We start from the raw sequence: 26,669 nt of genomic DNA on the forward strand, positions 1-26,669 counted from the left end.
GCCGGCAGGCGGGGCAAGCCCCCTCGCGCCAGGGTCGGGTTTTCAGCGGGGCGTGACTGAATATGAACGAAAAAGGCCTGCAGCGCAGGCCATACAAGCGCAAGGTGCTATGGTTTTTACATGCCCGAGTAGTTGGGGCCGCCGCCGCCTTCGGGTGTGACCCAGACAATGTTCTGCGTCGGGTCCTTGATGTCGCAGGTCTTGCAGTGCACGCAGTTTTGCGCGTTGATCTGCAGGCGCTGGGCGTTGCCGCCCTTGGCTGTGTCGGGCACGAACTCGTACACACCAGCCGGGCAGTAGCGGGCCTCGGGGCCGGCGTATTGGGCCAGGTTGGTGTTTACCGGCACGCTGGCATCTTTGAGCGTGAGGTGGGCTGGCTGGTTCTCTGCGTGGTTGGTGCTGCTGATGAACACGCTGCTCAAGCGGTCGAAGGTGATCTTGCCATCGGGCTTGGGATAGGCGATGGGCTTGCACTCGGCAGCGGGCTTCAGATAAGCGTGGTCGGGCTTGTCGCGGTGCAGCGTCCATGGGATGTGGCCCTTGAGCGCGAACTGCTCGATACCGTTCATCACCGTGGCCACCGTCAGGCCCTTCTTGAACCATGCCTTGAAGTTGCGCGCCTTGTTCAGCTCGGTGTAGAGCCAGCTGGCTTCGAACGCCTTGGGGTAGGCCGTGAGTTCGTCGTGCTGGCGTCCGCCCGTGACGGCGTCATAGGCCGCTTCGGCGGCCAGCATGCCGGTCTTGATGGCGGCATGGCTGCCCTTGATGCGGCTGACGTTGAGGTAACCCGCATCGCAGCCCACCAGCGCGCCGCCCGGGAACACGGTCTTGGGCAGGCTCATCAGGCCGCCGGCCGTGATGGCGCGTGCGCCGTAGCTGATGCGCTTGGCCGGCTTGATGCCCTTGGATTCGTCGCCTTCCAGGTAGTAGCGGATGTTGGCGTGCGTCTTCCAGCGCTGGAATTCCTCGAACGGGCTGAGGTAGGGGTTGGCGTAGTCCAGGCCCGTGATGAAGCCCAGCGTGACCTTGTTGTCTTCCAGGTGGTACAGGAAGGCGCCGCCATAGGTGTTGTTGTCCATGGGCCAGCCGGCGGTGTGCAGCACGAAGCCGGGCTGGTGGCGGGCGGGGTCGATTTCCCACAGTTCCTTGATGCCCAGGCCGTAGGTCTGCGGGTCGCTTTGCGCATCGAGCTTGAAGCGGGCGATGACCTGCTTGCCCAGGTGGCCGCGCGCGCCTTCGGCAAAGATGGTGTATTTGGCGTGCAGTTCCATGCCGAGCTGGAAGTCGCCCGTGGGCTCGCCTTCCTTGCTCACGCCCATGTTGCCGGTGGCCACGCCCTTGACGCTGCCGTTGTCGTTGTAGAGCACTTCCGCGGCGGCAAAGCCGGGGAAAATTTCCACGCCCAGGTTCTCGGCCTGCTGCGCCAGCCAGCGCGTGACGTTGCCCAGGCTGACGATGTAGTTGCCGTGGTTCTGAAAACACCCTGGCAGCAGGAAGTTGGGCGTGCGAAACGACGATTTCTCGCCCAGGAACACCATGGCATCGTCGGTGACGGGCTGGTTCAGCGGGGCGCCGAGTTCCTTCCAGTTGGGAATCAGCTCGGTCAGCGCCTTGGGGTCCATGATCGCGCCCGAAAGAATGTGCGCGCCGGGCTCGGAGCCTTTTTCCAGCACCACCACCGACACGTCCTGGCCTTTTTCGGCGGCCAGCTGCTTGAGCCGGATGGCGGTGGACAGGCCGGCGGGGCCGCCGCCCACCACGACCACGTCATATTCCATGGCTTCGCGGGGACCGTATTGGGCGAGGATTTCTTGGTTTGTCATGGGCGTCTCGTCGGGCGTTTGATAATGAATGGATTTTTTGCAACAAGGCGATAAAGCACTGTCCGTCTGGCGACTGATTGTATTCATGCGAATACGCACCATCGAAGGGGCGTTTTCGTTCACTGTTTTCGTTCTATTTCTCATTTGTGGAGAGACTCTCAATGGCTTACAGCATCGATTTGTCCGGCCGTGTAGCCTTGGTGACGGGCGCCTCCAGCGGCCTGGGGGCCCAGTTCGCGCGCACCCTGGCCCGCGCGGGTGCCGGTGTGGTGCTGGCCAGCCGGCGGCTGGAAAAGCTCAAGGAACTGCGGGCCCGCATCGAAGGCGAAGGGGGCGATGCCCATGTGGTTGAACTTGATGTGACCGACCTCGATTCCATCAAGGCCGCAGTGGCCCATGCCGAGACGGAAATGGGCTCCATCGACATCCTGGTCAACAACTCGGGTGTGAGCACCACGCAGCGCATCCAGGACGTGACGCTTGAGGATTACGACTTCATCTTCGACACCAACGTGAAGGGTGCGTTCTTTGTGGCGCAAGAGGTGGGCAAGCGCATGCTGGCGCGCTCGCGTGGCGCGGCGCCGGGCAGTTTCACGGGCGGGCGCATCATCAACATCGCCTCGATGGCCGGGCTCAAGGTGCTGCCGCAGATCGGCGCCTACTGCATGAGCAAGGCCGCCGTGGTGCAGATGACCCGCGCCATGGCGCTGGAGTGGGGGCGCTTCGGCATCAACGTGAATGCCATCTGCCCCGGCTACATCGACACCGAGATCAACCACCACCATTGGGACACCGAGCAGGGCCAAAAACTCATCTCCATGCTGCCGCGCAAGCGCGTGGGGCAGCCGCAGGACCTGGATGCGCTCATCGTGATGCTGGCCAGCGACCAGAGCCACTTTGTCAATGGCGCAGTGATCGCGGCGGACGACGGCTTTGCGATATGAAGATTGACGTCCCAGAGGTCAAGAAACTCGTCTTTGAAATGCGCTTTCCCGTGCGCTGGGGCGACATGGATGCGATGGGCCACGTCAACAACACCGTGTACTTCCGCTACCTGGAAACGGCGCGCATCGAATGGCTGGTGTCGGTGGGCTGCAACCCCGACCCGCGCGGGCAGGGGCCGGTGATCGCCAATGCGTTCTGCAATTTCTACAAGCAGCTGGAATACCCGGCCGACGTGCTGCTCAAGCTCTACGTCAGCGACCCGGGCCGCACCACGTTCGAGACCTGGGGCACGATGGAGCGCGTGGATCAGCCGGGCGCCATCTGTGCGGCGGGCGGCGCGACCACCATCTGGGTGGATTTTCCGCAGCAAAAAGCCGTGTCGCTGCTCGACTGGATGCGGGCGCTGGTCAGTGGATGATTTTGAATCAAATTGCCGTGTAGCGCTTTAATATCAAGCGCTGGCAGCTATCAAAATCATCGTTATTCGGTGGGTTTTCTGGCTTTGGGCACGCGGCCCATCAGATAAAACTCGGGGTTGGGCTGCATGCCGGCAAAGCTGGCCATGCGGTTGCTCAGGCCAAAGAACGCCGTGATGGCCGCAATGTCCCAGATGTCCTCGTCGTCAAAGCCATGGGCGTGCAGGGCGGTGAAGTCGGCATCCTCGACCTCGTACGAGCGCTGGCAGACTTTCATTGCAAAGTCGAGCATGGTGCGCTGGCGTGGCGTGATGTCGGCCTTGCGGTGGTTCACGGCCACCTGGTCGGCCACGAACGGTTTCTTTTCGTAGATGCGCAAGATCGCGCCATGGGCCACCACGCAATACAGGCACTGGTTGGCGGCACTGGTGGCAGTGACGATCATCTCGCGCTCGCCCTTGGTCAGGCTGCCTTCTTCCTTGAGCATCAGCGCATCGTGGTACGCAAAAAACGCGCGCCATTCGGCCGGACGGCGCGCAAACGCCAGGAACACGTTGGGGATGAAGCCCGCTTTCTCCTGCACTTCGAGAATGCGGGTGCGGATGTCTTTGGGCAGGGCACTCAGGTCGGGAAAAGGGTAGCGGCTCATGCGGGTCTCCTTGGGTGTCAATGTCGATTCCAGTGACCGTACCACGGAGCCCTGGCGGGGGCCGTTGCGCTGGGGCTTGCCTGCGGCGTGGGGTGCAGGTTTTGGGGTTTGCTGGGGTAGATAGTTGTCAAAAACTATCAATAAGATTGCGCGAATTGATTATTTTTTATTGAACCGCTTACTATCATTTCGCTTGCCATCATCCACACAAGGAGCTCTCCATGACCGAAGAATCCAAATGCCCATTCCATGCAGCCGGTACCAGCGGCAGCACCACCAGCCGCGACTGGTGGCCGAACCAGTTGCGCGTGGATTTGCTGAACCAGCATTCCGAGCGTTCCAACCCGCTGGGTGAGAAGTTCAACTACGCCGCCGAGTTCAAAAAGCTCGATTACTCTGCCCTCAAGGCCGACCTGAAAGCGTTGCTGACGGATTCGCAGGACTGGTGGCCCGCCGACTGGGGCACCTACACCGGCCTGTTCATCCGCATGGCGTGGCACGGCTCGGGCACCTACCGCACGGTGGATGGCCGTGGCGGTGCCGGGCGCGGGCAGCAGCGTTTTGCCCCGCTCAACAGCTGGCCCGACAACGTGAGCCTGGACAAGGCGCGCCGCCTGCTGTGGCCGGTCAAGCAAAAGTACGGGCAAAAAATCTCCTGGGCCGACCTGATGATTCTGGCGGGCAATGTGGCGCTGGAAAACGCGGGCTTTCGCACCTTTGGCTTTGGCGCCGGCCGCGAAGACGTGTGGGAACCCGATCAGGACGTGAACTGGGGCGACGAGAAGGCTTGGCTGGCCCACCGCAACCCTGAGACCCTGGCCAAGAACCCCCTGGCCGCCACCGAGATGGGCCTGATCTACGTCAACCCCGAAGGCCCCAACGCCAGCGGCGACCCGCTGTCTGCCGCAGCCGCCATCCGCGCCACCTTTGGCAACATGGCCATGGACGACGAGGAAATCGTGGCGCTGATCGCCGGTGGCCACACCCTGGGCAAGACCCATGGCGCCGCTTCTGCCAGCCATGTAGGCGCAGCGCCCGAGGCCGCACCCATCGAGCAGATGGGCCTGGGCTGGAGCAGCAGCCACGGCAGCGGCAGCGGCGCTGACGCCATCACCTCTGGCCTGGAAGTGGTCTGGACCCAGACGCCCACCCAGTGGAGCAACAACTTTTTCGAAAACTTGTTCAAGTTCGAATGGGTGCAGACGCGCAGCCCGGCCGGGGCCATCCAGTTCGAGGCCAAGGACGCACCCGAGATCGTTCCCGACCCGTTCGATCCCGCCAAGAAGCGCAAGCCCACGATGCTGGTCACCGACCTGACGCTGCGCTTTGACCCCGCGTTCGAGAAAATCTCGCGCCGCTTCTTGAACGATCCACAGGCATTCAACGAAGCCTTTGCCCGCGCCTGGTTCAAGCTGACCCACCGCGATATGGGCCCCAAGGCGCGTTACATCGGCCCCGAAGTGCCGAAGGAAGACCTGATCTGGCAAGACCCGCTGCCCACGCCGCAGCACCAGCCCACGACGGCTGACATTGCCGATCTGAAGGCGAAGATCGCGGCTTCGGGCCTGTCGGTCAGCGAACTGGTGTCGGTGGCCTGGGCCTCGGCCTCCACGTTCCGCGGCGGCGACAAGCGCGGTGGCGCCAACGGTGCACGCCTGGCGCTGGCACCGCAAAAGGACTGGGCGGTGAACGCCATTGCCGTGGGTGTGCTGCCCCAATTGCAAGCCATCCAGCAGGCGTCTGGCAAGGCATCGCTGGCCGATGTGATCGTGCTGGCCGGTGTGGTGGGCGTGGAGCAGGCTGCCAAGGCGGCGGGCGTGTCGGTGCAAGTGCCCTTTGCCCCCGGCCGGGTCGATGCGCGCCAGGACCAGACCGATGTCGCGTCCTTTGACGTGATGGAGCCGGTGGCCGATGGTTTCCGCAATTACCGCCGCGTTGCCAGCAGCACCGCGACGGAAGAGTTGTTGATAGACAAGGCCCAGCAGCTCACCCTGACGGCGCCGCAGTTGACGGCCCTCATCGGTGGCCTGCGTGTGCTGGGCGCCAATTACGACGGCAGCCAGCACGGCGTGTTGACTGACAAGGTGGGCGTGCTCAGCAACGACTTCTTCGTCAACCTGCTGGACATGGGCACCGCGTGGAAGTCGGTGGACGACACGGCGCAGGTGTTCGAGGGCCGGGATCGCAAGAGCGGTGCGGTCAAGTACACAGCCACCCGCAACGATCTGGTGTTTGGCTCCAACGCGGTGCTGCGGGCCCTGGCCGAGGTCTATGCCAGCGCAGATGCCCACGAAAAGTTTGTGCGCGACTTTGTGGCGGCCTGGACCAAGGTGATGAACCTGGACCGCTTCGATCTGGCTGAAGCGCCCGCCAACGTCTGAGGGTTTTGATCACGCCACCTGCCTGGCCCGCTTGGGTCGGGCAGGTGGCGTTGTGCTTTCTGCATGGGCGAGGCGGCTGACACGGCCGCCCCTCCATGCCGCAATGGGGATTAATTACCTGCCACCAGCTTGTGCACCAGATCGGCGGCCGTGGAGGCGCTGTATTTACGCATCAGGCGGGCGCGGTAGATTTCCACGGTGCGGTGGCTGATCTCCAGGGCCTTGCCGATTTCCTTGGAGGTCAGGCCTTCGAGCAGCTTGGCTGCCACTTCGCGTTCGCGCCCCGTGAGTTCGGCCTTGACGGTGCGCTGCGCGCTGAGGTCTTCAAAGCTCCAGATCCCTGATTCGTGCGGAGCGTTGCGGTTGAGGGCCCGGCCTGACACATGGCACCAGAACACTTCGCCGTTGGCCCGTTTCATGATGCGGTTGTCGGCATAGTGGCCCTTGGCGTTCAGGATGGGTTCCATGTGCGCACCCAGACGCTCGTACTCATCGGCACTGGGGTAGAGCACCTCAAAAGATTGCCCGATCAGCACCTCCCGCGAGGCGCCAAATATTTCACAGACCAGCCGGTTGCAATCCACCATGGTGCGGTTGCGCGAGAGCACCAAACCCACGGGAGCAAATTCAAAGGCCAGTCTGTAATCAACGTCCATAGTGCAAATCTTTACGGGGTACTACTTATCTATCTACGTAGTATCGTAGCGCATCAAAACTATCAAGGAGATCGTGGTGAAAAAGTTATTTCCTTCCGCAGCCAAGGCCCTTGAGGGCGTGGTTGCCGATGGCCAGTTGCTGGCCGTGGGTGGCTTCGGCCTGTGCGGCATTCCCGAGGCGCTGATCGATGCGCTGCGCGATTCGGGCGTGAAAAATCTCTCCGTGATCTCCAATAACGCCGGCGTGGATGGCTTTGGCTTGGGCAAGCTGCTCGAAACGCGCCAGATCAAGAAAATGATCTCGTCCTATGTGGGCGAGAACAAAGAGTTCGAGCGCCAGTACCTGGCGGGGGAGCTGGAGCTGGAGTTCACGCCCCAGGGCACGCTGGCCGAGAAGCTGCGCGCTGGCGGCGCGGGCATTCCGGCCTTTTTCACGAAGACCGGCGTGGGCACCATCGTGGCTGACGGCAAGGAGCTGCGTGAGTTCGACGGCGAAACCTATGTGATGGAGCGCTCGCTGGTGCCCGATGTCTCGCTGGTCAAGGCCTGGCGCGCCGACCAATCGGGCAACCTGCAGTTTCGCCTGACGGCACGCAACTTCAACCCTGCCGTGGCCATGGCCGGAAAACTGTGCATCGTCGAGGTGGAAGAGGTGGTGGAAACGGGCGCGATCGACCCCGACCAGATCCATCTGCCCGGTATCTATGTGCACCGCATCGTGCACCACGCCCATCCCGAAAAGCGCATCGAGAAAAGAACCGTCACAGAGAAAGCAGGAGCCTGACCATGCCTTGGACCCAAGACCAGATGGCCGCCCGTGCGGCCCAAGAACTCGAAGACGGTTTTTATGTGAACCTGGGCATCGGCATTCCCACGCTGGTGGCCAACTTCACAGGCGACAAGGAAGTGTGGCTGCAGTCCGAAAACGGCATGCTGGGCATTGGCCCGTTCCCCACCGAAGACAAGGTGGACGCCGACCTGATCAACGCCGGCAAGCAGACCGTGACCACCATCCCGGGCTCGTCGATCTTCAGCAGCGACCAGTCGTTTGCCATGATCCGGGGCGGAAAGATCAACCTGTCCATCCTGGGCGCCATGCAGGTGAGCGAGCAGGGCGACCTGGCCAACTGGATGATTCCCGGCAAGATGGTCAAGGGCATGGGTGGCGCCATGGACCTGGTGGCCGGCGTCAAGCGCGTGATCGTGCTCATGGAGCATGTGGCCCGCAAAAAAGACGGCACCGAAGACCTGAAGATCCTGCCCCGCTGCACGCTGCCGCTCACGGGCGTGGGCGTGGTGGACCGCATCATCACTGACCTGGCCGTGATGGACGTGACGCACTTGGGCCTCAAGGTGGTGGAGCTGGCGCCTGGCGTCACGTTCGAGACCCTGCAGGCCAAGACGGGCGTTACGCTGCTGCACTGAAGGCGCTGCTTGACTTGCCTCAAGATGGGCCCGCGCAAGCGGGCCTTTTGCATGGGCGAGCCGCCCCCTCTGGTCTTATATTCAAGGCTGTCCCTTTTGAAGTTTCCGCATGACAGATCCATTCCTGGCGGCCACTGCTACTGCTACAGCCACGGCCACTGACAGCCCGCACTACCTGCGCGCGCTCGCCAACATGGCCGACCGCCGAGCGGTGGTGACCCAGGATGCCATCTATACCGACAACGGCATCAAACTGGTGGAAAAAGGGGCACGCATCGACAGCCGTCTGTATGACCATCTGGTGCAGCACAAGTTGCGCGATCCCATCGACCGGCACCTGACGGTCGAGAATGCGGTGGATGTGCCGGCATTGATCGCTGCCGGGCGCGATCTGGCCGAGCAGAACGCCTTGCCCCAGATGCTGGTGCAGGCCCTCGGCTCTGCCGCCAGGCTGCTGGCGCCCTTGCGCTCACTGCCCCTGCCCGAGCCCATTGCCTTCAAGCTGACGGTGATGCGCGAGCAGCGGCCTGACCTGTTCGAGCACAGCCTGCAGATGATGATGGTGTCTGTTTTCCTGGGGCTGAAAAACGGCCTGGGCGAACGCGACTGCGTGTCGCTGGCGGCCGCTGCGCTGCTGCACGATGTGGGTGTGTTGCACATGGATCCGGCCTGGATGGACCCCCTCAATAAGGTCACTGGCGTGCAGCGCAAGCACCTGGTGGCCCATCCCATCACCTCCATGCTGATGCTCCGGGATGCCGGGGTGTACGCCCGGCCCGTGGAGATTGCTGTGCTGGAGCACCACGAACGCATGGATGGCAGCGGCTACCCGCGAGGCCTGTCCGGGGCAGACATTTCGCCCATGGGGCGCATCCTGCTGCTGGCCGAGGTGGTGGCGGCCTTCTACGAAAAATACACCGACATGCCCGCCCAGCGGCTGTCGCTGATGCTGCGTCTGAACCACCGCAAGTTCCCGGCCGCACTGGTGGCCCATGTGCTGCCGCTGCTGCAGGAAGATGTGGCGCGCGATTCCGCCCTGATGCCGCTGGGCAACGATGCCACGCGCCAGATCGACCTGCTGGCCGAAGCCTTTATCTACTGGGAGCAGCTCAAGGCGACCTTGCCTGAAGGTGCTGGCACCCAAGCGCCGGCGGGCAGTGCGTTTGCATTTGCCGACACCCGCCTTCTGGCCTTGCAAAAAGCCCTTGTAGAAGCCGGATCGCACCCGCAGCATCTGGGCGAACTGATGGCGCAACTGCAAGGCGACGCTATTGGAATGGCCGAGATGGCCCTGGTAGGGAGGGAGGCTTTGTGGCAGCTGCAAAGCATCCTGAACGCCTGCCATCGCCGCTGGCCCCAACTGTCGGAGCGTGCGACGCCTGCGGATACCGCAGTGGCCGACTGGTGTGATTGGGCGCTGCGCAAGCTGTAGCCGTCTGCCTTTTGGGCATCACAGTTGCCGCGCTCCACCGCATAAAGGGCGGGCCGCCAAAAAATTTCCTTCCCATCAGTTGCGGCGGCATTTGGCCCAGGGCTAAAAATACTGGTTATATTTACAGTGTTTTATTTTCTCAAGCCCCTGTACCGCCATGCCTGCACCACGCCTTTCCCTGCGGGTTGCGTTCGATCTGCCGTCTGCCGTGCCCGGTGTCTGGCATGCGGACACGCTGGGTTCGGGCCCGCAGAAGGTGCTGCCCACGGGGTTTGCGCAGCTTGATGCGCAACTGCCGGGCGGTGGCTGGCCCGTGGGGGCGTTGAGCGAGGTGCTGCAGCCCATGGCGGGCCTGCACGAGTGGCAGCTGGTGCTGCCCGCACTGGCGCAGGCTACGGCCCGGCGGGTGGGGGCCGTGGTGGTGGTGGCACCACCGTGCGAGCCTTTTGGCCCGGCGCTCAAGGCGCAGGGGCTGTCGGCCGAGCGCTTGTGCCTGGTGCGGGCCGATAGCGCCAAGGCCGCGCTCTGGGCGGTCGAACAGGCGCTGCGCTGCTGTGATGTCCTGGCTGTCATGGCCTGGTTGCCGCAGGCACAACCTGCGGCCTTGCGCAGGCTGCAATTGGCAGCGGCGCAGCAACAGCAGTTGCTGTGGGTGTTTCGCCCGGTCAGTGCCGCCCAGCAGGCGTCGCCGGCCTTGTTGCGGCTGCAGGTGCAAGGGCTGGCCCTGCCGAGCGATGCCGCCGCATCGCCCGGCATGCAGGTGCAGATCCTCAAGCGCCGGGGGCCGCCTTTGGCGCAGGGGCTGGATCTGCCAGGCTGCCACCCCCGTCTGGCGCAGGTGCTGGCGGCGCAGGCCGAGCGCCGGCGCGCAGCGCAGTGGATCGCCAATGCCCTGGTGGTGCGCCGCAATGCAGCGCCGGACCTGGGGGCACCCGCGGCGCTGCCGGTGCGTCCGGCGCTGGCGCCTGGGATGGCAGGGCCAGAGAGGAGGGGCCATGCACTGGATCGCGCTGCCGTTGCCCTGGTGCGGTGAGCCCGCGGCACCTTCGGGCGCAGCGATGCACGCCGCAGCGGCTGGCTGGTGGGCCTTGCGCTTTACGCCGCGCGTGGCACTGGTGGATGGCGAGGCGGTGCTGCTGGAGGTGTCCACCACCGAGCGGCTCTGGGGCGGGCGCGATGCCTTGCTGGCGCAGGTGCTGCAGGCCTGGGCCGATGCATCCGGCGGGCTGCCCGATCACCCCGCCACCAGGGAAGCGGAGGCACAGCCGCCCGGCACGCAGGCGGTGTGGGGCTGCGGGCGGACGGCTTTGGTGGCGCAGGCCTGGTTGCGCATGGCGCAGGCCGGGCGCGCGCCTCCGGTGCAGAACGTGAACGATTTGCCCTTGCACACGCTGACCGCCCTGCTCCCGCATGGGGCCAGCCTGGAGCGCATGGGATGCCGCACCTGGGGGGCGCTGCGGGCGCTGCCGCGTGCCGGGGTGGCCAGGCGTTTTGGGGCCAAGGTGCTGCGGGTGCTGGACCAGGCGCTGGGCGATGCCCCTGAAGCCCACGCCTGGCTGGAGCTGCCCGAGCAGTTTGCGCTGACCGCCGAGCTGCCGGCACTGGCCGCGTCGGCCGATGCACTACTGTGGAGTGCCAGCCGCTGCCTCACGGCCCTGCAGGGCTGGCTGCAGGCGCGCCAGCAGGGCGCACTGGCCTTGGAGCTGGCCTGGCACCATGACCTGCGGCGCATCGATGGCGTGGCCATTGCCCCCACGCAGGCCCTGCCGGTGCGCACCGCCCAGGCCACGCAAGACATGGCGCACCTGCGGCGCCTGTTGTCTGAAAACCTGGCGCGCACGGCGCTGGCGGCGCCGGTCAACCAGATCACGCTGCGCCTGCTCGAATCTGCCCCGTTGCCACACCGCAGTGCGAGCTTGCTGCCGCCTGGGGATCGCGGGGGCGGTGGCCGCGACGAGCCGGGTGGCACACCCGGCGAGGCCTTGCACCAGTTGCTTGAGCGCCTTTCGGCCCGTCTGGGAGCCGACCATGTGCTGGCCCCCGTGCTGCAGGCCGACCACCGGCCCGAGCGCATGCAGCAGTGGTGCCCTGCGGCCGAGGTGCTGGGCCAGGACCGCGCGCACCCCGGCACCCATGCCACCGGCCCAAATGCACCCGATGCCACCCTGTGGCCCACCTGGCTGTTGCGCCCACCCCGGCGGCTGGCGGTGCAGGGCAACCGCCCCTGCCACCACGGCTTGCTGCGCTTGCTGGCGGGGCCGCACCGGTTCGAGGCGGGCTGGTGGTCGGCCGCAGACGAGGGCGCTGGCGACCCGGCCCATCCCTGTGCGGGCCTGGCGCTGCGCGACTATTTTGTGGCGCACAACGATGTGGTGGGGCTGGTGTGGGTGTTCCGCGAGCGGTTGGCGCCGCAAGCAGGCGGCTCGGTGCAAGAGGGCGGAATGCAAAAGGGCGCGGTGCAAAGGGGCGTGACGTCGGCCGCGCAGCCGCACCGCTGGTTCCTGCACGGCATCTTTGGGTGAGGCCATGGCGTCTGCCTCCATGCCGTCGGCAATGTCCGCTCCATCGGGGGGCGCCATGCCATCGCCTGCGCCTTTGCCGGGTTATGCCGAGCTGCATTGCCTGTCCAACTTCAGTTTTCAGCGCGGCGCCTCCCACCCGCAGGATCTGGTGGCCCGTGCTGCCCAACTGGGTTACCAGGCCCTGGCGCTGACCGATGAGTGCTCGGTGGCGGGTGTGGTGCGCGCCTGGGAGGCCGCCAAGGAATGTGGCCTGCACCTCATCGTGGGCAGCGAGTTTGTGTGGGGCGACCTGCGGCTGGTGGCGTTGGCGCGGGATGCGCAGGGTTGGGGCAATCTGTGCGAGTTCATCACCGCAGCCCGTGCGGGGGCGCCCAAGGGGCAATACCACGTAGGCACCGCCAGCCCCTTTAGCCTTCTGGATGGGTGCGAGCTGTTGCTGGCCCCTTGTCGCGAGCGCTTTGATGCTTCTGATTTTGTAGCTGTCAGCGCTTGTGTATCAAGCGCAAGAGGTCAATTTTGCTCAAATTTTGATGGTCGCCTCTGGCTGGCGGTCGAGCTGCACCTGGCCCCCGACGACAGCCTGTGGCTGGCCACGCTGCAGCGCGCGGGTGCTGCGCTGGGCCTGCCGCTGGTGGCGGCGGGCGATGTGCACATGCACGCCCGCTCGCGCAAGCCGCTGCAGGACGTGATCACCGCCGTGCAGCGTGGGTGCAGCGTGGCCGAATGCGGCTTTGCCCTGCAGCCCAATGCCGAGCGCCACCTGCGCCAGCGCGTGCGCCTGGCGGGCATCTACCCGCCCGAGTTGCTGGCCGCCACGCTCACGGTGGCAGGGCGCTGCCACTTCAGCCTCGACGAGATCAAGTACCAGTACCCCCTGGAGACGGTGCCAGAGGGCATGACACCCGCTCAGGCCCTGGCCTGGCTGGTCGAGGCCGGTGCCACAGGCTTTTACCCGCAGGGCGTGCCCGCCACCATTGGCGCACAGATCCGCAAGGAGCTTGCGCTGATTGCGCACTGCCAGTACGAGATGTACTTCCTCACGGTGCACGACATCGTGCGCTTTGCGCGCAGCCGGGGCATCCTGTGCCAGGGGCGGGGCTCGGCCGCCAACTCGGTCGTCTGCTATGTGCTGGGCATCACGGCGGTTGCTCCGGAGGATTCGCACCTGCTGTTCGAGCGTTTCATCAGCAAGGAGCGCAGCGAGCCACCCGACATCGATGTGGACTTCGAGCACGACCGTCGCGAGGAGGTCATCCAGTACATCTATGCCAAATACGGCCGTGACCGCGCCGCCATCACCGCCGTGGTCACCACCTATCGCACGCGCAGCGCCCTGCGCGATGTGGGCAAGGCGCTGGGCGTGGCACCCGCATTGGTGGATGCCTTTGCCAAAGACCACCACTGGTTTGACGAAGGCATTGCCACCGACCGCCTGCAGGAACTGGCCCAGGCGGTGGGGGTGCCCCTGCACTGGCACACCGCCGCGCTGTGGCTGGAGCTGGCCGCGCAGCTCAAGGGCTTTCCGCGCCACCTGAGCCAGCATGTGGGGGGCTTTGTGCTCACGCAGGGCAAGCTCACGCGCCTGGTGCCGGTGGAGCCCGCGAGCATGGAGGGCCGCAGCGTCATCCAGTGGGACAAGGACGACCTGGACACCATGGGTTTGCTCAAGGTGGATGTGCTGGCGCTGGGCATGCTCAGCGCGCTGCGCCGCTGTTTGGACCTGCGCGCTGTGCTGCGCGGCGAACGCTGGCTGCTGCACGACATTCCGCGCGAGGATGCAGCCACCTACGACATGGTCTGCGCCGCCGACACCGTGGGCGTGTTCCAGATCGAAAGCCGTGCGCAGATGAGCATGCTGCCGCGCCTGCAGCCACGCGTGTTCTACGACCTGGTGGTGCAGGTGGCCATCGTGCGGCCCGGCCCCATCCAGGGCGGCATGGTGCACCCCTACCTGCAGGCGCGCGAGCGCAGGCGCAAGGGCGAGCCGCTGCAGCTGGAAAAGCCCGAGCTCGAAGCCGCCCTGGCCCGCACCCTGGGCGTGCCGATCTTTCAGGAACAGGTGATGCAGATCGCCATGATTGCAGCGGGCTTCAGTCCCGGCATGGCCGATGACCTGCGCCGGTCCATGGCCGCCTGGAAGCGCAAGGGCGGTGTGCACCGGTTCGAGCGCCCGCTGATCGACGGCATGGAGGCACGCGGCTATCGCACCGAATTCGCCCAGGCCATCTTTCAGCAGATGCTGGGCTTTGGCGAATATGGCTTTCCCGAAAGCCACGCGCACAGCTTTGCCTTGCTGGCCTATGCCAGCAGCTGGCTCAAGTGCCACGAACCCGCGTGTTTTCTGGCCGCGCTGCTCAACTCGCTGCCCATGGGCTTTTACAGCGCCTCTCAACTGGTGCAGGACGCCCGCCGCCACGGTGTGCGCGTGCTGCCCATCGACGTGACCTGCAGCGATATGGATTGCACGCTCGAAGGCCCGGAAGAGCGCCTGCGGCCCGCCAAGGGGCTGCCCACGCCGCTGCTGCCGCAACCGGCCGTGCGCTTGGGCCTGTGCCTGGTCAGCGGCCTGCACGCCAGCGCCACGCAGCGCCTGGTGCAGGCCCGGGCCGCTGCGCCTTTCACCAGCACCGAAGACCTGGCCTTGCGGGCGCAACTGAGCCAGCAAGACCTGCAGGCCCTGGCTGCGGCCGATGCGCTGGCCAGCCTTTCGGGCCACCGGCGCCAGCAGATGTGGGAGGCCGCCGCGCAACACAGCGCGCCGCCCTTGTGGCGCGATGTGCCGGTGCACGAAGCACCACTGGCGCTGCCCGCCGCACCCGAGGGGGAAGAAATATTGTTTGACTACGCCGCCACCGGCCTCACCCTGCGCCGCCACCCGCTGGCCCTGCTGCGCCCGCGCCTGGTGCGCTGGCGGTTGCAGACCGCGCTGCAGCTGCACAGCGCACCCAACGGCCGCAAGGTGCGCGCCTGCGGCATCGTCACCGTGCGCCAGCGCCCTGGCACGGCCAAGGGCACGATGTTTGTCACGCTGGAGGACGAGACCGGCCCCGTCAACGTGATCGTGTGGCCCGCACTGGTCGAGACCTGGCGCAACGCGCTGCTGCGCTCGCAACTGCTGGCGGTGGAGGGCGTGTGGCAGTGCAGCCCCCAGGGCCCCGACGGCCAGGCTGTGGTGCGCCACCTGGTGGCCCAGCGCTTCAAAGACCTCACGCCCCTGCTGGGGCGCATGGCGCAGGCGCTGCAAGGCAGCCGGGATTTTCATTGAGGGCAGGCCAAGGGGCCACAGGACGCATTGACGATCTTGCAGGAAGCGTTCGTCCTCGTGGCTGCCGCCGGTGGCACGCGGCTTTTTTTGTCCGATATTTTGATAAAAAGTGCCTGTAGTGCTTATGGATAAAGCGCTGGCAGCTATTAAAAGCAGAGCTATCTTGGCGCCCCAATACCGCCGTGCTGCGGGCGCTTTTCAGCGCGCCGCAGGAGTTGCAGGCGCCGCAGGCTGGCCCGCACGCCCCGCCTTGACTGGCTGCGTGGCCTGCGCCAGCAGGGGCGCGCACTGCGCATCGTCGTCGGCGCCCGGCACCGTCACGGGCAGCAGCGCCAGCGCCGCAGGGGCCGCCACCACTGCAGCGATTGCGGCGCCGGCGCGCAGCAGCAGGGGGCCGGGTTCCACGCCCACATCGGGCTTGGCAAAGCTGCCGCGCACATACAGCGGGGTGCGCAGCGAGAAGAACTTCCACTGCAGCGATTCGGGCTTGATGTGCAGGTCCAGGCGCTCCTGCGCCATGTTGATGGTGCCGCTGGCGTCCACAATGGCCTCGTTGGTGCTGAGCTTGCCGGTGCGCACCGTGGCCACGCCTTCGCGCACGGCCAGGTCGGCCACCGCGCAGCGTAGCTGCACTTCCTTGTCGTCGCCAAACAGCTTGGCCACCACGATGCTGCCCACGTTGAGCGCTGCGCGGTTGAGCAGTTCGCGGCTCAGGGTGCCGTCGCGCACATACAGGCGGGCCTCGCCGCTGCTGGTGCCCAGCCATTGCGCCACCGAGTTGCCTTTGCCGTTGAGTGCCATCGCGCCGTCGAGCCGGCCCAGGCTCTTTTTGGTGAGTTCCACCTCGGGGAAGAGCGCGGCCAGCCGCAGGTTTTGCACCCGCGTGTCCAGGCGCGCGGTCAGCGGTTTGCTGCGACTGTCCAGCACCACCTTCGACTCGATCTGGCCCTTGGCCACGCCGAAGTGCAGCGGGTCCAGGCGCAGCACGGCATCGCTGAGCAGGGCGTGCACGCTGAGGTTTTCCAGCGGCAGGCTGCCGGGCCGGATCACGCGCTGCCCCGAGAATTTCAGGTCCATGTCCATGGCGTTCCAGCGGTCGGTGGCAAACGGAGCATCGGGCAGCACCTTGCCGCTGCGCCCCGCCTTGGAGGAGGGCGTGGAGGGCGTGGAGGCCGTGCCAAGCACGGGCCCCAGGTCTGCCAGGCGCAACTGCCGGGATGTGATGCTGCCCGAGAGCTTGCCGCGCGGCGCGCCCGACACAAAGCGCAGGTTGCCATGCAGGTCGCTTTGGCCCACGGTGCCGGTGAAGTCGCGGTAGTCCCACACCGCCCGGCCCGGTTGCAAGCTGCCTTGCAACCGGCCCTGGGTCTGGAATGCGGGCGTGTTGGGCAGCACCAGGCCGGTCAGCGCATACAGGTCGGCCATGCTGGCGCCCTTGAGCATCACCTGCAGGTCCATGCCCGACAGCGCGCCGGGGTTGGCCAGAATGCCTTGCACGGCGGTCTCCAGGCGGCCGGCTTTGGCGGTGAATTGCAGGGGGTAGTTCACCTCCTTGTCGCGCAGCGTGAGCACGGGCCCTGCCTTGCCTTGGCCTTCGATGCGTGCCTTGCCCAGGGTGCCTTTCAGGTCAAAGCGCACGCCGTAGACCGGGGCGGCGGCGGGGCTGGCAGTTGAGGATGCGGTTGCCGAGGCGGGTGTTGCCGGGCCTTCTGCGCCGGTGGCCTGTGCTGCTTCGTTGATGGTGTCGATGTGCGCGCTCAGGTCCAGGTCTCTGCCCGCGTCCGCGTAGGCAAGCTGTCCCTTGCGCACCACCAGTCGATCAATGTTGACCGTCCAGCGGGGCGCGATGTCATCGGGAGCGCGCTGGGGTTTAAAGGTCCAGTTATTGCTGCCGTCGCTGAGTCTAGCGAGGGCGATGTCGGGGCCGGTGAGTTCGAGGGTGTCGATGGCCACCTCGCGCGCCAGCAGGGGCAAGAGGTGGAACGATGCGCGTGCCATCTCGGCGCGGGCCATGGGCCGGGGCTCGGTTGTCTTGCCGGGGCGGGCAAAACCGGGTGGATCTTGCATGACCAGTTGCGTGCCTTGCAGCGTGACACCCGGGACCCAGCGGCGCCAGCCATCGTCCAGCGTTTGCGGCCAGTGCCAGGTGGCCGAGAGATCGCCCTCCACCGCAACGTGGCGGCCGGTGGCGTCGCTCAGGGCTTGGTTCAGCCAGGGTTTGGCGAGGTTCCAGTCAAGCTGGCTGAGCACGATGCCGCCAATCACCACCAGCCCGACCAGGCCGCCTGCCATGCCCAGCGCCACTCGTTGCGCTCTGCGGCTACGCGATGGCGTCACGGGAGCTAGGGGTGCCGATGCCGGCACGGTGTTGGTATCAGTCAGGGGTTCTGTCATGGAGAAGCCATGCTAGCCCGCAGCGTGCGCTTTTTGGCCGATCCAGCAGGACGTGAGGCGTATTGGCGCAGTTGTCCTACAGCCCCGGCACAGCAAGGCGCGCGTTGCAGCCGGCGCGCCCTAAAATCCGCACGCCATGCAAAACCCCCGCCATGCCTTTGTCTTGCCCCTGCGCGACGGCGTGGGTCCCAGTTGCGTGGTGCTGCCTTCGCAAGGGCAGGGCAGCATGCTGGATTTCCTGGCCGAGCGGCTGCCAGGCGTGCAGCGCAGCGAATGGCTGCAACGCATGCAAGCGGGTGATGTGGTGGACGAGCGGGGCGTTGCCGTGCTGCCCCACCGCCCATTTGAAGGGGGCATTCGCCTGTACTACTACCGCCACCTGCAGTCCGAGCCCGCGCTGCCTTTTGCAGAAACGGTGCTGTACCAGGATGAGCACCTGCTAGTGGCCGACAAGCCGCATTTCATGCCCGTCACGCCTTCGGGGCGCTATTTGCAGCAAACGCTGCTGGTGCGCCTCAAGCGCCGTCTGGGGCTGCCCGAGCTGTCGCCTTTGCATCGCATCGACCGTGACACCGCCGGGCTGGTGCTTTTCTCGGTGCAGCAGCGCACGCGTGGCGCATACCAGGCGCTGTTTCGCGATCGCAAGATCACCAAGCACTACGACGCTGTTGCGCCCTGGCGCGCCGATGTGTGCTTTCCGCGAGAACACCGCAGCCGCCTGGAGGAAAGCCCACAGTTCTTTCGCATGCACGAAGTGCCCGGCGAGCCCAACAGCCACACCCACATGCAGGTGCTGCAAGTGGCGGGTGCGTGGGCGCTGTACCGCCTGTCGCCCATCACAGGCAAGCGCCACCAGTTGCGCGTGCACATGGCGGCATTGGGGTTGCCGCTGCGCAACGACCCGTTCTACCCGGTGGTCAACGACCCGCCCGAGGGCGACTATTCGCGGCCGCTGCAGTTGCTGGCGCGGTCGCTGGAGTTTGTCGACCCGCTCGCGGCAATGCCCAGGGTGTTTGAGAGTCAGCAACGGTTGATTTTGTAGGAATACGGGTTTACCATTAGATTCAATTGATGCATATCTATTACATGCTGCCATGCTCTTGCAAAAGGGTGTTTCTGCGGTTTTTAGTTAATGAATACCTATAAATTGAACTGAACACAAGCTTTGGACAGATGACCCGGAGCAGAAAAAATCAATGAACCCCACTTCTACTCCCGCCCCCACTTCTGCGCCCAAGCCGACGGCCCACCAATCTGTCGCCTTCAAGCTGTCACTTACTGCGTTGGTCAGCCTGCTCGTGGTCTTGCTGGTCACCATGGGCATCGTCAGCGGCCTGCTCTGGAAAGATTTTGGCCGCATGTCGCGCGAAGAGGCGAGCCGATACGCCGCCCAGGTGCGCGCGCTGGTGCAAACCTTTGACGAGACCGCGCAAGACCAAGCCCACCATGATTTTGCCATTTTCAAAGCCAATTTTCCGGGCAAGTTTGAAGTGGCCGAAGTGCCAGGGGCAGATGGCAAGGCCGAGGCCGTGCTGTCGTATGAGGGTGCGGCTCTCAACGGTGACTTCAATGTGGTGGACCAGTTTCTCAAAATAAGCGGGGGTGCCACGGCCACCATCTTTGCGCGCACGGGTGACGACTTCATCCGCGTGACCACCTCCGTCAAAAAGCAGGATGGTGAGCGCGCCTTCAAGACGTTGCTGGACCGCAACCACCCGGCCTATCCCCTGATGAACGAGGGCAAAACCTATGTCGGCCGGGCCAGCCTGTTTGGCCGCGAGTACATGTCCGTGTATGAGCCCATTCGCGAAGGCAACCGCACTATCGGCATCTTGTACATCGGCTCCGACATCGGCGCCATTCTGGGCAAGCTCGAAACAGTGATGGCGGGGCAAAAACTCTTCACCTCGGGTGCCGTGTATGCCGTCAACCTCTCGTCGGGCCCTGCGCGTGGCAGTGTCTTTGGCCTGCCCGGTGCCGGCAAATCACTGAAACTGGATGAAAAGGACGATGAAGCCAAGGCCTGGCTGACGTCGCTGGCAGCCATCGAGCAGGCCGGCAACCTGGAGTCTGCGTGGTCACCACGCCGCAGCACAGACGGCGACCGCGCCAAACGCTACGTGGCAGTGGAGCGCTACAAGCCCTGGTCCTGGGCCATCGTTGCCGAGGCCCCCTTGACAGAAATGATGGGCGGGGCGCGCTATGTGCTCACCTGGCTGTGGCTGGGGCTGGCCGTGGCACTTGTGCTGCTTGCCGTGGTGCTGGTGGCGGCCACGCGCCGACTGGTGGGAGTGCCGGTGCAGCAGCTGAGCACGGCACTGGGTTACCTGGCGCAGGGCGACCTCACACATGAGGTATCTATCCGGTCCCGCGATGAAATCGGCTCTCTGGCCCTGGCCATGGAAGGGTTTCGCGTGCGCCTGGTGGAAAGCCTGGGCACGGTGCGCACCAGTGCCGAAAGCGTGTCGGCCGCCAGCACCGAAATCGCACAGGGTAACCAGGACCTTTCTGGCCGCACCGAAAACCAGGCCAGCGCGCTGGAGGAAACGGCCGCCAGCATGGAGCAACTGGGTGCCACCATTCGCCACAACGCCGACAGCGCCAGCCAGGCCAACCAGCTGGCCGTGGGCGCAAGCCGCGTGGCAGCGCAGGGCGGTGAAGTGGTGTCGCAGGTGGTGCGCACCATGCACGACATCAATGCCAGCAGCCAGAAAATTGCGGACATCATCGGTGTGATCGACGGTATCGCTTTCCAGACCAACATTCTGGCGCTCAACGCTGCGGTGGAGGCAGCCCGTGCGGGCGAGCAGGGCCGCGGCTTTGCCGTGGTGGCCACCGAAGTGCGCAATCTGGCGCAGCGCACCGCTGCCGAAGCCAAGGCCATCAAGGTGCTGATCGGGGCCAGCAGCAGCATGGTGCAGCAAGGATCGGTGCTGGCCGATCAGGCAGGCACCACTATGCACGAGGTGGTCAGTTCCATTCAGCGGGTGGCCGACATGGTGTCCGAGATCAGCGCCGCCAGCAACGAACAGACCGCAGGCGTGAGCCAGGTGGGCGAGGCTGTCACGCAACTCGACCAGACCACGCAACAAAACGCTGCGCTGGTCGAAGAAATGGCGGCTGCGGCCAGCAGCCTGAGTGTGCAGGCCGAGCAGATGGTGATGGCGATTGCGCGCTTCAATCTTGGCAACACAGGCGATTCGGGCCAGCGCTCACTGCAACCGCCGGCCTCTGGCCGGTCAGGCCAAAAACGACTGGGCGCCTGAGCCAAAAGTCTTTTTGGCGTGATGCCGCACCGTGGTCTGGTGCACTGTTCTGCGGCCCCGGTGCCACCCCATCGTGTGGCTGGGTGCGCCCGGATTGCGTCCGTGGAGACGCCTATAATGCAAGGCTGTGCGGGTGTAGTTCAATGGTAGAACGGCAGCTTCCCAAGCTTCATACGAGGGTTCGATTCCCTTCACCCGCTCCACTTCAACTTTCCATGGTGTTCCAAGGAAGTCCATGGAGTGCTGCAAGTCATTGTCACGGTTCGGTTTTTTCGGAAAACCCGTTCCAGTGACGTCCAGCGAAATCCACTGACAGCCGGTCAAAACCGGTACATCAGGTGGTACATCGCAATGCGGAGCTTCCCAGTTCCGCATTGTTGCTGGGGGAGCCGGGGCCCGACGGGAAACATGGCACTCAACTCGCTTTCAAGGAGTTGGGATCATGCTTTCGGACCTCACGGTTCGCCAGGCCAAGGCGACCGGCAAACCGTACACCCTGGCCGACACAGACGGCCTTTCCCTCTTTGTTTCAGCCACCGGTGCAAAGGCGTGGCACTTCCGCTTCTCGTGGGGCGGCAAGCGCGACCGCATGTCCTTTGGCACGTATCCAGCGCTCTCGCTGAAGGACGCCCGTGCGCTTCGCGATGAAGCCCGCTCGCTGCTCGCCAAGGGCGTCAATCCCCACAGCGAACGCAAGCGCAAGCGGCATGCGATCGTCCTGGCCGGCGAGCACACCTTCATGGCCGTCTACGAGCAATGGCTGGCCCATCGCCGGCTCTCGCTGGAGGAAGGACGGCAGACCAGCCTGGAGCAGATCGGGCGCGTCTTCAAGAAAGATGTGTTCCCATCGCTGCGGCACCTGACCATCTACGAGATCACCCGCGCGCACCTGCTGGACATCATCGGCAAGGTGGAAAAGCGCGGCTCGCTGTCGGTGGCCGAAAAGCTGAGGACCTGGTTCGCCCAGTTGTTCACCTACGCAACGGTGGCGATCCCCAACATGGGCGAGAACCCGTCCAGGGACCTGGAAGTGGTCGCGCTGCCCTTGCCGCCGGTCGAACACAACCCGTTCCTGCGCATGCACGAGTTGCCGGCCATGCTGCAGACGCTGCGCAAGTACCGCGGGCGCCTGAACACGCAGTTGGGCATCCGGCTGCTGATGCTCACCGGTGTGCGCACCGGCGAGCTTCGCTTTGCCACGCCCGATCAGTTCGACCTCGACCGGGGCCTGTGGATCATCCCCGTAGCCAGGCTCAAGCAGCGCAAGCTGCTCACCAGGAAGAAGCGCAAGCGCCTGATCGACATCCCACCCTACATCGTGCCGCTGTCGGTGCAGGCGCAGGAGATCGTTCGCCACCTGCTCGACAACTTCAAGCCGGCCCAGGTTTATCTCATCCCCGGCGACTGGTGCCTGAAGAACCCGATCAGCGAGAACACGCTCAACGCCGCGCTCAAGCGCATGGGCTACGAGGACCAACTCACGGGGCATGGCATCCGGGCAACGATCTCGACGGCGCTGAATGAACTCGGCTACCCGAAGAAGTGGGTGGACGCCCAGCTCTCGCATGCCGATCCAGACAGGATCAGCGCGACCTACAACCATGCCGAATACGTCGAGCAGCGCCGTGTCATGATGCAGGACTGGGCCGATCGCCTGGACCTGTTCGAGCAGAACCAGGTCGAGGTTGCCAGCCGGCATCTGACCATCACGCTTCAGGGCCTGCCGACCATCGCCGGCCAGGCGGCCGTGCAGTCTCCGGTGGTCGACCTCACTGCGCCGCAACTGATCGTGACCGCGCCAACGCCCGACCAACTTGAAGCGCCGGCATCGGTGCAGCGGCTGTCGGCCGTGCGCATGCCCGAGTACGCACGGCCGCGCCTGTCGGAGGCGCAGCGCGAACGCCTGCAAGTGCTGGAGACCTTCGAGGCACCACACAACCTCTCGGTGGCGGACTACGCCAGGCTCGCGGGCAAGTCGCGCCGCTGGATCACCTACGAGATCCAGGCCGGCAACCTGCTGTCGATCCACATGGGGCATCGCGGGCAGCGGGTGCCGGACTGGCAACTCGATCCGCTCAAGCGCAGGCTGGTCCAGTCCGTCCTGAAGCAACTGCCACGGGGTATCGACACCTGGGACATCTACCACGCTCTTCTGCGCTCGTACGAGGCTCTCGGGACACGGCCGGCCATCGAAGCCGTCAATCCAACGAACCTGCACCTTGCCGCGCGGTTGGTGGCCGCACAGTGCATGCAGGCGAGCGAGCCAGTCGTGACGACCGAGTTCCCTGAGCAGGTCCGGCAAGGCGTGCAGCGGCTGGTGCGCGAAGCCGTCGCTGCCGATGCCGCCGAAGCGACGCCTAGAGTCTGATGAAGCCAGGGTCGCGTCGAAGTTCGGTCAGGCGTTTGCCTGGAGCGCTTGGAAGAACGGCTCCAGGCGGGTGCTGTCCGTATTTCGACGGCTCAGGAAGTACGTGGTGAGCGTCAGCGCTCCCTCTTGCAACGGACGCTGGAAAACGCCCAGGGGACGATGGCCCTCGATGCGGGCGACGGGTGCGAGGCAGACACCGTAGCCGGCGGCCACCAAGGTCATCATCAACCCGAACGAGGTGGCCGTCGTGACGTCCGAGGGGAAGACGCCGGCCGCCATCAGCAGCGTGTCGATCTGCCCGCAGTAGCCCACAAAGTCGCGGGCATCCAGGGCGATCCACGGGTTGTCGGCGGCCTGCTCCAGGGACACTGACGCGAACGCCAGCAAGGGGTGGTGGGCCGACACGGCCAATGCCAGCGCGTCTTGCCAGACGGGGCGGACATCGATGCCTTCCGGTGCTGCGGGCGACTGGCAGAGGCCTGCCTCGAAAGCCCCCGCGAGCAGTCCTCGATGCAGATCCTCCAGGCGTTCTTCATGAAGGCGAATGGGGTGGTTCGGATGGCGCCGGCGATGTTCCGCCATCGGCACCGACAACCGGGGATAGGCCAGGCAGTCCGACAGGGCAATGTTCAAAGGATCGGAAGCGATCATCGTGTCACCTGCACAACGCCGACACTGGAAAAAACCGGGCACGACCAGTCAATGAGATAAGTTTAACGTGGTTTAAATCCGCTTGGCGCGTGACGCTTCTGCTGATGCAGAAGCGATCGGTGCAACGCGGCAGACCCGCAGGGACAAGAACCTATGAAAGCGAGCCAGCGCGCGCTTTCGGCGTTGCCGTGCGCGAGGCCCGGTCTGCGCAGGGGCTGGCGCAGGAGGTGCTCGCGGAACAGGCGGGCATCGCCCGGTCGCACATGGGCAAGATCGAGCGCGGCGAGCACATGCCCACGCTGGTGTTGATCCTGCGGATCGCGAAGGGGCTGGGGTGCTCGGCCGCGGCACTGATGGCCGCGACCGAATCGCGACTGTCCGGGGAACAGGACACCATCGAATAGCCCGGCAACGCGGGCTTGGCCGGTCAGTCATCTGGTCGCAGGCATCTGGCATGCGTTGTGCCCGGGGGCGCTGAATTCCGCGCCAGGGACAGGTAGGGGTTGTCCGGCGGGACTTCCGCGAACAATGTCGAAGGCGTCGCCAACAGATAGCCGTGCAACCGCCGCGACTTGCGCGGCCCGGTGACTTCGCAGGTCCAGATGTTCAGGCCGCTGTCCTGTTTGCGGTGCAGTCCCAGCTTCTCGAAGCGCTTTTGCACCCATTGCCAGTCGTGCAGATTGTCCTGCCGGGCCAGCACCTGGATCTCCGGATGTTCCTGCACGTAGCGCTGGAAAACGCCGGGGCTGACCAGGTACGCCGTGCCATCGACGGTATGCACCAGTGCCTTCGCATCGTTGATGATGAGCTTGCGCGATTCGATGCCTTGCTTGAGCCAGGCAATGAAGTCTTCCCCGGACGGCGTGGCCTTCGTGGGAGCCGGCATGGTGGCAGGACTGGTCGGCGACAAATGAGTCACTGCCGCAGTTGCGGCGGCGGATGGTGATGGCGGTTCCGCGCTGGCGGACGATGCACTGGTGGTGGCTGCGTCGGACGCATCAAGCATCGACAGCAGATCGGAGACCGGGTCCGCGATCCCGGCCGGGGAATCCGCCACCCCAGGAGACGGTGAGGTGGCCGGGATGCCGGCGGAGGCCGGCGCTGTCTCATCGCCAGGGAGGGGCTCTTCCGTGGTGACCGTGCCGGAGAACGGTGCGGGACGCTCGCCCGACTCCCAAATCAAGGCCGGCGACAGGCGCAGGAAGGTAAAGCTGTGGGACCAGCCGGTGCCGCTCGTGACTGTCGCCCGCCAGATCGCCTTCCCATCCGGGGCGGGCTGCACGATGCCATGGTCCTGGAGCACCGTGAAGACGGCGGTGTTGTTCGATGGAATGCCTTCGATGCCCTGCGACAGGAGGTGTGCGCGCAGCTTGTCGCTGACTGTCTTGCTGACGAGCCAGAGTGCCTCCGGGGTCAGCCACCCATCCGACGGGCCGCCAGGCTGGTTCAGCTTGAATTCCTCGCGCAGCAGGTAGCGCAGACCATCCAGCAGCTTGCGCTGCAACGCATGCTTCGGCGCCGCCATCGCCCTGGCCGGATCACCGCCGAGCGCCAGGGCCACCGATGCCTGGTCAGCCTTGACGACCAGCTCTCCCAGCGTGCCGGCATGCTCGTACTGGCCCGCCAGCACGTACAGCAGCGCCGACCACAGGTCCTGGTAGTCGCTCAGCCAGTCGAGGATGCCGGCATCGAGCACACGGGTGTAGAGCAGTCCCGTGGCGGCGCCATGCAGCCGGTACTCGCGATCCGTCCGGTAACGAAAGCGGTACGGCTGCCGCAGCGGCCCGTGCCAGGGGTGCCAGACCAGGCCATCGGCCTGCTCGACGTGCAGGTCGACCGCGATCTTGCCAATGTCGTGCAGCAACGCGGCGTAGGCGGTCCCGGCGGTCCAGGCCTCGGCTTGCGCGGCCTGGGCCTCGGGCGAGGCGCCGGCCGGAAGCAAGTGGGACTGCCTCAGCTTGAGCGCGTAGGCCACGATCTCCAAGCCGTGGTCCAGCATGCCGCCCGGCCAGGCATGGTGATGCGCCTCCGAGGCCGGGAACTGCTGGACCAGCTCGGCGTAGCGCTCCAGCGGCGCCAGGTACAGCGAGCGGAACTGCCGACGCGACAGCGAGGTGCGCTGCCAGATGTGTTCCAGCAGCCGCTGCCGGCGCGGCTCCGCCAGCAGCGATGTGGCCGACTGCGGTGGCGTCAGCCCTTTGGCAGGCTCGACAGGAGGTGGCGCGGTGGCGGTGGCCAGCGGCACCCGTTTGCGCTGGAACAGCGAAAGCATGGCGACATCCTGGTGATGGGCTGGCCGGAGGAGCCTTTTGGCCTTTTCGGGTAGGGCCTTTCCCCTTGAGGCCATTCCCTTGCTCCATCCCAGCCCTTTGGCCTTCGACAAGCCCTTTGATATAGGGGCAGTCGGCTTCGTGTGCCGCAATCAATGTGGAGCCGGTGCGCTCCAGGATCGGGCGGAACAGGCACTGTGTTTTCA

Annotated in this window: 19 protein-coding genes and 1 tRNA gene; 14 read left to right on the top strand and 6 right to left on the bottom strand. The window is 65.2% G+C overall.

Annotation, left to right across the window (positions count from 1 at the left end; all coding sequences use genetic code 11):
• Window positions 1-116 precede the first annotated feature (116 nt).
• Window positions 117-1,823 (bottom strand): electron transfer flavoprotein-ubiquinone oxidoreductase, encoded by a 1,707-nt coding sequence (locus J8G26_RS07725; RefSeq protein ID WP_210568505.1) that lies wholly within the window; start codon window positions 1,821-1,823, stop codon window positions 117-119.
• Window positions 1,824-1,984: 161 nt separating this feature from the next.
• Between J8G26_RS07725 and J8G26_RS07730 the strand changes: the two genes are divergently transcribed.
• Together J8G26_RS07730 and J8G26_RS07735 are read left to right on the top strand one after the other, a co-directional pair.
• On the top strand, window positions 1,985-2,767 hold the full coding sequence (locus J8G26_RS07730) for an SDR family oxidoreductase (RefSeq protein ID WP_087746058.1): 783 nt from the start codon (window positions 1,985-1,987) through the stop codon (window positions 2,765-2,767).
• Window positions 2,764-3,186, top strand: coding sequence for an acyl-CoA thioesterase (locus tag J8G26_RS07735; RefSeq protein ID WP_210568506.1), 423 nt, complete (start codon window positions 2,764-2,766; stop codon window positions 3,184-3,186). The genes J8G26_RS07730 and J8G26_RS07735 overlap by 4 nt, the downstream gene beginning before the upstream one ends.
• A gap of 62 nt (window positions 3,187-3,248) precedes the next feature.
• Here J8G26_RS07735 and J8G26_RS07740 read toward each other — a convergent pair whose 3' ends face one another.
• Window positions 3,249-3,833: a peroxidase-related enzyme gene (locus J8G26_RS07740; protein ID WP_210568507.1), complete on the bottom strand. Its 585-nt coding sequence runs from the start codon at window positions 3,831-3,833 to the stop codon at window positions 3,249-3,251.
• A 221-nt stretch (window positions 3,834-4,054) separates the two neighbouring features.
• Between J8G26_RS07740 and katG the strand changes: the two genes are divergently transcribed.
• Window positions 4,055-6,214 (top strand): catalase/peroxidase HPI, encoded by a 2,160-nt coding sequence (katG, locus tag J8G26_RS07745; RefSeq protein WP_210568508.1) that lies wholly within the window; start codon window positions 4,055-4,057, stop codon window positions 6,212-6,214.
• Between the two features lie 110 nt (window positions 6,215-6,324).
• On the opposite strand, the gene J8G26_RS07750 is transcribed toward katG, so the two are convergent.
• A complete protein-coding gene (locus J8G26_RS07750; protein ID WP_087746050.1) occupies window positions 6,325-6,870 on the bottom strand; it encodes a PAS and helix-turn-helix domain-containing protein in 546 nt (181 codons plus the stop codon).
• Window positions 6,871-6,946: 76 nt separating this feature from the next.
• Between J8G26_RS07750 and J8G26_RS07755 the strand changes: the two genes are divergently transcribed.
• From J8G26_RS07755 to J8G26_RS07780, 6 genes are all read left to right on the top strand, one after another.
• The gene (locus tag J8G26_RS07755) at window positions 6,947-7,654 is read left to right on the top strand and encodes a CoA transferase subunit A (protein WP_210568509.1); all 708 of its coding nucleotides are present in this window, start codon (window positions 6,947-6,949) and stop codon (window positions 7,652-7,654) included.
• A gap of 2 nt (window positions 7,655-7,656) precedes the next feature.
• Entirely contained in the window at window positions 7,657-8,295 is a 639-nt protein-coding gene (locus J8G26_RS07760; protein WP_210568510.1) for a 3-oxoacid CoA-transferase subunit B, read from the top strand.
• A gap of 109 nt (window positions 8,296-8,404) precedes the next feature.
• A complete protein-coding gene (locus J8G26_RS07765) occupies window positions 8,405-9,727 on the top strand; it encodes an HD domain-containing phosphohydrolase (protein WP_210568511.1) in 1,323 nt (440 codons plus the stop codon).
• Between the two features lie 157 nt (window positions 9,728-9,884).
• The gene (gene imuA / locus J8G26_RS07770) at window positions 9,885-10,760 is read left to right on the top strand and encodes a translesion DNA synthesis-associated protein ImuA (RefSeq protein WP_210568512.1); all 876 of its coding nucleotides are present in this window, start codon (window positions 9,885-9,887) and stop codon (window positions 10,758-10,760) included.
• Window positions 10,723-12,249, top strand: a complete 1,527-nt coding sequence (locus J8G26_RS07775; protein ID WP_210568513.1) for a DNA polymerase Y family protein — start codon at window positions 10,723-10,725, stop codon at window positions 12,247-12,249. The genes imuA and J8G26_RS07775 overlap by 38 nt, the downstream gene beginning before the upstream one ends.
• 31 nt (window positions 12,250-12,280) lie before the next feature.
• Complete coding sequence (locus J8G26_RS07780; RefSeq protein WP_246881297.1) at window positions 12,281-15,514, top strand: error-prone DNA polymerase; 3,234 nt, start codon at window positions 12,281-12,283, stop codon at window positions 15,512-15,514.
• A 198-nt stretch (window positions 15,515-15,712) separates the two neighbouring features.
• Here J8G26_RS07780 and J8G26_RS07785 read toward each other — a convergent pair whose 3' ends face one another.
• Entirely contained in the window at window positions 15,713-17,908 is a 2,196-nt protein-coding gene (locus J8G26_RS07785; protein ID WP_210568514.1) for an AsmA family protein, read from the bottom strand.
• A 136-nt stretch (window positions 17,909-18,044) separates the two neighbouring features.
• On the opposite strand from J8G26_RS07785, the gene J8G26_RS07790 reads away from it, so the two are divergent.
• The 4 genes from J8G26_RS07790 to J8G26_RS07805 all read left to right on the top strand — a co-directional run bounded on the left by J8G26_RS07790 (window position 18,045) and on the right by J8G26_RS07805 (window position 23,542).
• Complete coding sequence (locus J8G26_RS07790) at window positions 18,045-18,950, top strand: pseudouridine synthase (RefSeq protein WP_210568515.1); 906 nt, start codon at window positions 18,045-18,047, stop codon at window positions 18,948-18,950.
• A 154-nt stretch (window positions 18,951-19,104) separates the two neighbouring features.
• Window positions 19,105-21,174 carry a Cache 3/Cache 2 fusion domain-containing protein gene (locus tag J8G26_RS07795; protein ID WP_210568516.1) on the top strand — a complete coding sequence of 690 codons (2,070 nt, stop codon included), beginning with the start codon at window positions 19,105-19,107 and terminating at the stop codon, window positions 21,172-21,174.
• 129 nt (window positions 21,175-21,303) lie between these two features.
• A tRNA-Gly gene (locus J8G26_RS07800) sits at window positions 21,304-21,377 on the top strand.
• A gap of 239 nt (window positions 21,378-21,616) precedes the next feature.
• Window positions 21,617-23,542 (top strand): integrase arm-type DNA-binding domain-containing protein, encoded by a 1,926-nt coding sequence (locus J8G26_RS07805; RefSeq protein ID WP_060833124.1) that lies wholly within the window; start codon window positions 21,617-21,619, stop codon window positions 23,540-23,542.
• Window positions 23,543-23,569: 27 nt separating this feature from the next.
• Here J8G26_RS07805 and J8G26_RS07810 read toward each other — a convergent pair whose 3' ends face one another.
• Window positions 23,570-24,193, bottom strand: a complete 624-nt coding sequence (locus J8G26_RS07810) for a LysR family substrate-binding domain-containing protein (RefSeq protein WP_060833123.1) — start codon at window positions 24,191-24,193, stop codon at window positions 23,570-23,572.
• 104 nt (window positions 24,194-24,297) lie between these two features.
• Here J8G26_RS07810 and J8G26_RS07815 point away from each other — a divergent pair, with 104 nt between their 5' ends.
• The gene (locus J8G26_RS07815) at window positions 24,298-24,597 is read left to right on the top strand and encodes a helix-turn-helix transcriptional regulator (protein ID WP_060833131.1); all 300 of its coding nucleotides are present in this window, start codon (window positions 24,298-24,300) and stop codon (window positions 24,595-24,597) included.
• A 23-nt stretch (window positions 24,598-24,620) separates the two neighbouring features.
• On the opposite strand, the gene mobH is transcribed toward J8G26_RS07815, so the two are convergent.
• Entirely contained in the window at window positions 24,621-26,465 is a 1,845-nt protein-coding gene (gene mobH / locus J8G26_RS07820; RefSeq protein WP_060833122.1) for a MobH family relaxase, read from the bottom strand.
• Window positions 26,466-26,669 lie beyond the last annotated feature (204 nt).

It is taken from the genome of Acidovorax sp. JG5, assembly GCF_017939685.1.
GTDB lineage: Bacteria > Pseudomonadota > Gammaproteobacteria > Burkholderiales > Burkholderiaceae_C > Acidovorax.